The 5,109-nt window shown below is 30.1% G+C and carries 6 protein-coding genes; 1 reads left to right on the top strand and 5 read right to left on the bottom strand.

The features are described 5' to 3' along the window. From AABM47_RS10300 to prfA, 4 genes are all read right to left on the bottom strand, one after another. Window positions 1-254, bottom strand: a 254-nt coding sequence (locus tag AABM47_RS10300; RefSeq protein WP_338410838.1) for an alpha/beta fold hydrolase, incomplete at its 3' end; no start/stop codon positions are given. A gap of 106 nt (window positions 255-360) precedes the next feature. Then, window positions 361-1,176 (bottom strand): orotidine-5'-phosphate decarboxylase, encoded by an 816-nt coding sequence (gene pyrF / locus AABM47_RS10295; RefSeq protein WP_338410837.1) that lies wholly within the window; start codon window positions 1,174-1,176, stop codon window positions 361-363. 116 nt (window positions 1,177-1,292) lie between these two features. Next, a complete protein-coding gene (locus AABM47_RS10290; RefSeq protein ID WP_338410836.1) occupies window positions 1,293-3,257 on the bottom strand; it encodes a DUF5723 family protein in 1,965 nt (654 codons plus the stop codon). 24 nt (window positions 3,258-3,281) lie between these two features. Continuing rightward, window positions 3,282-4,355 carry a peptide chain release factor 1 gene (gene prfA / locus AABM47_RS10285; protein ID WP_338410835.1) on the bottom strand — a complete coding sequence of 358 codons (1,074 nt, stop codon included), beginning with the start codon at window positions 4,353-4,355 and terminating at the stop codon, window positions 3,282-3,284. A 207-nt stretch (window positions 4,356-4,562) separates the two neighbouring features. Between prfA and AABM47_RS10280 the strand changes: the two genes are divergently transcribed. Continuing rightward, complete coding sequence (locus tag AABM47_RS10280) at window positions 4,563-4,688, top strand: hypothetical protein (RefSeq protein WP_338410834.1); 126 nt, start codon at window positions 4,563-4,565, stop codon at window positions 4,686-4,688. Here the strand turns inward: AABM47_RS10280 and AABM47_RS10275 are convergent. After that, window positions 4,685-4,861 (bottom strand): hypothetical protein, encoded by a 177-nt coding sequence (locus AABM47_RS10275; protein ID WP_338410833.1) that lies wholly within the window; start codon window positions 4,859-4,861, stop codon window positions 4,685-4,687. The genes AABM47_RS10280 and AABM47_RS10275 overlap by 4 nt on opposite strands. Window positions 4,862-5,109 lie beyond the last annotated feature (248 nt).

The raw sequence follows: 5,109 nt of genomic DNA, 5'->3' as shown, positions 1-5,109 counted from the left end.
GAAGATTGAATTTTTAAATAATCAATTACTTCTAAAATATCTTCTGTTATAGCTTTAAATGTATATTTTGAAGAAGTTATTTTAATTTTATTTTTTGATTCACCATGTCCGCGCAAATCTAAAAGTAAAACATTATAATGCTTTTGAAAATCACGAATTTGTTTAAACCAAATTGACGAACTACCTCCGGCACCATGTACAAAGGTTATCCAATTTAAACTCGTTTCATTTTTATATATGGTATAGGAAAGCATAAAATTAATTTTGAATCAAATTTAGTGTTTTTTATGATTGGTACAAATTTAAAATAGCTTTAAAAACGGGTGTACTATCACATCTATAAAAACAAAATTTTATTTATTAATTATTTAAAATTTCTTCCATTTCTTGTTGTAATTTCTTAGCTTTTTCCCTAGCCTTTTGGGCAAAATCTTCTTGATTGGAAGCATAAATAATTCCACGAGAAGAATTTATTAGAAGCCCGACTGAATCATTCATTCCGTATTTACAAACATCTTGTAAATTTCCACCTTGAGCACCAATACCAGGTACCAATAAAAAACTATCTGGAACAATTTTTCGTATTTCAGCAAAATATTCGGCTTTAGTAGCACCAACAACGTACATGAGGTTTTCAGAATTTTTCCAAGCTTTTGATGTTTCTAAAACATGTTTATATAATTCTTTTCCGTTCGCTTCTTTAGTTTGAAAATCAAATGCTCCTTCATTAGAAGTTAGGGCCAACATGATGGTGTGTTTGTTTTCAAAAGCTAAAAAGGGCTCTACCGAATCTTTCCCCATATAAGGAGCAACGGTAACGCTGTCAAAGTTTAAATCATCAAAAAAAGCTTTAGCATACATAGATGAAGTATTGCCTATATCGCCTCGTTTTGCATCTGCAATCGTAAAAATTTCAGGATATTTTTTGTTAATATATTGTATTGTTTTTTGAAGCGATTGCCATCCTTTTATACCGTATGCTTCATAAAAAGCAGTGTTTGGTTTATAAGAAACACACAAGTCGTGTGTTGCGTCAATAGTGGCTTTATTGAATTCAAAAATAGGATCTTGTAGTTGCAATAAATGCTGGGGTATTTTATTTAAATCAACATCCAAGCCAATGCATAGAAATGATTTTTTAGCTTGAATTTGTTCGGTTAGGTATTGAGTTGTCATTTAATTTTAAATTGTATGCAAAATTTCAAACAAGGTCGTAAAAATATTTCTTATATAAAAATAAATGGCTTTTAAAAAAAAGCCATTTATTTGGTAAACATTATTTTTTAAATAAATTATTTGATTAAAATAATTTCAACTCTTCTGTTAGTTTTTTTACCTTGCTCAGTATCATTAGAAGAAATCGGTTTTGTTTCTCCAAAACCTTTAAATTCTAAACGAGTTTCTTCGATTCCATTTTCTATTAAATAGTTTCTTATTGCCTGAGCCCTTTGTTCAGACAATAACATGTTTTTATTATCATCACCAACATTATCTGTGTGTCCTTCTATAGAAAACCTTGAGCTAGGATATTCTTTTAATGTACTCAATATAAAATTTAAAATGTTTATGGAGTTTGCTTCAAAAGTAGATTTACCTGTAGCAAACAATATGGATTTAGTATAATCGTTTAAGGTCTTTACTGTACTAACAATTATTTCTGGACATCCACTATTGCTTATAGGACCGGCTTTTTCTGGACATTTGTCTAAATGATCAAATACACCATCAGAATCTGAATCACCCCACGGACAACCATTATTTTCGATAGGCCCTGCAACTTTAGGACATTTGTCTACATGATCAAATACACCATCCGAATCTACGTCTCCCCAAGGACAGCCTTTGTTTTCGATAGGCCCTGCAACATCAGGACAATTGTCTAATTTATCAATTATCCCATCAAAATCTTTATCCTTAATTCTATTCTGATAAATAGGTATTTTTAATCCAGCATGAATATCTATTGCTTTAGTTTTACTTAACAATCCTGAAACAACTGAGGTAGAACCCACAAACAAAGGTCCGGCTCTAAAACCAAAACCTGCATCAAAACCCGAATATTTTATAAACGAAACAGGCACATATACACTTATCCATTTAATTTCATATCGTGGCGTAATTGTAACATTATTTGCTATGTAACCTGAATTTTGTTTTGTGTTTTTTATCAGACTTAAATCGGTATTTAAATTTAAATATAAATTTTTATTAAAGTTCCAATCTACATTTGCATGAATTGCAGTAGGCGTAATCATCTTTGCAGATTTTGACGAACTTATTTCGGTAAAAGGCTCAAAATCATCATTATTACCTTGAGCTTCTGTATATACTGCAGTAGCATCGTAAACTTTTATTTCAGCATTTTTATAATTTATATACCCTATATCTGTAACCGAAAAACCAACACGTAGCAAGTATTTGTTTACGTCTTTATAGTAATGCGTTTTACCCTTTATATCTTTATATGAAAACCTTTCTATCTCTGGTCTAAATTCATATGTAAAACCTAAATCAGCTCCAAAACCTATTCCTTTAGCATCTATATTTGAATCCTTTAAGCTGTGAAAATTTCCAGAAGTTATAGTTCCAGAAGTTGTATACGTGTTTGTATTTTCATTACCTGTATGTAAATACGAAACATTGAAATTATTAGCTTTTATAAAGCCTGAAACTACGCCTCTTAAAACCTTAACAGACAAACCTCCTTTTAAAAAATGTACTCCGGTATTTTTTAAAACCCTAGCATAAGAAGCCCCTACTTCGGCCCAAGAGTGAGTTGCTAAATTAAAATTTTGATTTGGTGTCGTGAAAGTTTCATTTATGCCTTCAGGATTACCATTTATATACTCCAATAAATTTCCGTTAATATTTGTTACATTAGCTAGTATTCTAAATCTAGAAAACAAAGCCAAACTTTGGTTTGGTTTAAGATTAAACATAAAAGATGGACCTAAAATGTCAGAATTAAAAATAAAATTATTTCTGTCTTTTAAAGAAATCTCATGATAATCAATTTCAGAATCTCCGCCAAAATCAGATTTTAAGAAAGCTCTGTACTTTATAGAGTATATATCACTTGCCGTTAACACATTTGCTGAAAATAAATTAATATCAGATCTAAACCTCGAGTCAACTAAATTTGCGGGGTTGTTTGTTACAACATGTATACCGGCATAATTATCATTTTGAAAACCAAAATATGATTGACCATGAGATAAAATTGAACTAAAAAATAGGACAAAAAAATACTTTTTCATAAAATATTGAATTAAACGTTACTATTAAAAAACCTCAGATTCTTTTAACTTTTCGGTATTATTCACCAATTGAAGCTCGTCTATCAGTTTTTGAATTTTACCATTCATAACCCCATCCATATCAAAAATATCCATTCCTATCCTGTGATCCGTTACACGACCTTGTGAGTAATTATATGTTCTAATTTTTGCCGAACGATCGCCTGAACTTACTTGAGAAGTACGCGTTATGGCGTCTTCTGCTTGTTTTTTAGCTAATTCTTGTTCGTACAAACGAGAACGTAAAACGCCTAATGCTTTGTCTTTATTTTTATGTTGCGACTTTTGATCTTGACATTGTGCCACCAATCCAGATGGTATATGTGTCAATCGCACCGCCGATTTTGTAGTATTTACTGATTGACCTCCGGGACCCGATGAACAAAAGAAATCTACACGAACATCATTCATATCAATTTGCACATCAAATTCTTCTGCTTCTGGCAAAACCATAACGGTTGCTGCTGAAGTATGCACACGACCTTGTGTTTCGGTTTGCGGAACACGTTGTACGCGATGCACACCCGCTTCAAATTTTAATGTTCCATATACATCTTCTCCGGAAACTTCAAAAATAACTTCTTTAAAACCACCCGAGGTACCATCACTCATGTCTACAACTGAAGTTTTCCAACCTCTATTTTCACAATATTTGGTATACATTCTATACAAATCTCCAGCAAAAATGGATGCTTCATCCCCACCGGTTCCAGCGCGAATTTCAACCATTACATTTTTAGCATCTTCTGGATCTTTTGGAATCAATAAAAATTTTATTTCTTCATCTAATATGGGTAAGCGTTTTTTTGATTCGTCTAATTGCATTTTGGCCATTTCAACCATTTCAGCATCAGATCCATCAGCTATTATTTCTTGAGCCTCGGCTATATTTGAATTGATATTTATTAAATCTTCACGCTTTTCCATTAAGTCTTTTAAACCTTTATATTCTTGGTTTAAGGACACATAACGTTTTTGATCCATGATAATATCAGGTTGAATAATCAAATCTGATATTTCATCAAAACGTTGTTTTACATATTGAAGTCTTTCTAACATTTATTGTTTTATTATTTAAAGGCCAAAGTTAATTCTTTTTTATTAAAAGTTAAAAAATTTTAAAAACCTTTAGTATTTATTTTATAAATATTTTTAAAAAAAAGTGCCTATTTAAAATAAATCTAAATAAGTTTTGCAGAATCAAATATACATATTACTTTTCCATCGTTATTTTAATTATATTTAATAAGATATGAAAATGTGATTTTGCTATTTGTAATTTGTTTTGTAACGCTTCAGTCTGGGGATCAAGAAAATTATAAATTAAAAGGAAGTGCCGCTATGCTTTTTGGAAATGTTTATCTGGGTGGAATTTTTAGATTTAGTTACTAAAAAACCAAAATACGAATGGGTGATGAAGTTGCATCAAATAATAAATTAGGTAAAGCAATATCTAAATGTAAAGGATATTTTGAAGTCACATTTAAATATTGAGATAATTCATCAACATCTAAAATTGAATTTTGTTTTTTACTTACCAATGGATTTAATAAATTATAACACATTAAGATGGCTTTACCTACTGGAGGAATTCCTGTTTTTTTTTATATTTATATGGGTACAATCTTAAAGTTCAACTCATGTCTCTTTTAGAAATTTCTTTATTTTTTTTTTAGAAAATAAAAATAGTTTTCTTTAGATTTTATAGTCCTATCACAATCCATTTAAAATTTCTTAATAAGGACTTTATTAGCAATTTGATCTTCAATAAATTTTAAAATTAAAAAATTAACACTCTCAGCAAATTGATCTA

Origin of the sequence: uncultured Flavobacterium sp., assembly GCF_963925415.1 — a bacterium.
Classification (GTDB): Bacteria; Bacteroidota; Bacteroidia; order Flavobacteriales; family Flavobacteriaceae; genus Flavobacterium.
This window is presented reverse-complemented; position numbering and strand designations above follow the sequence as displayed.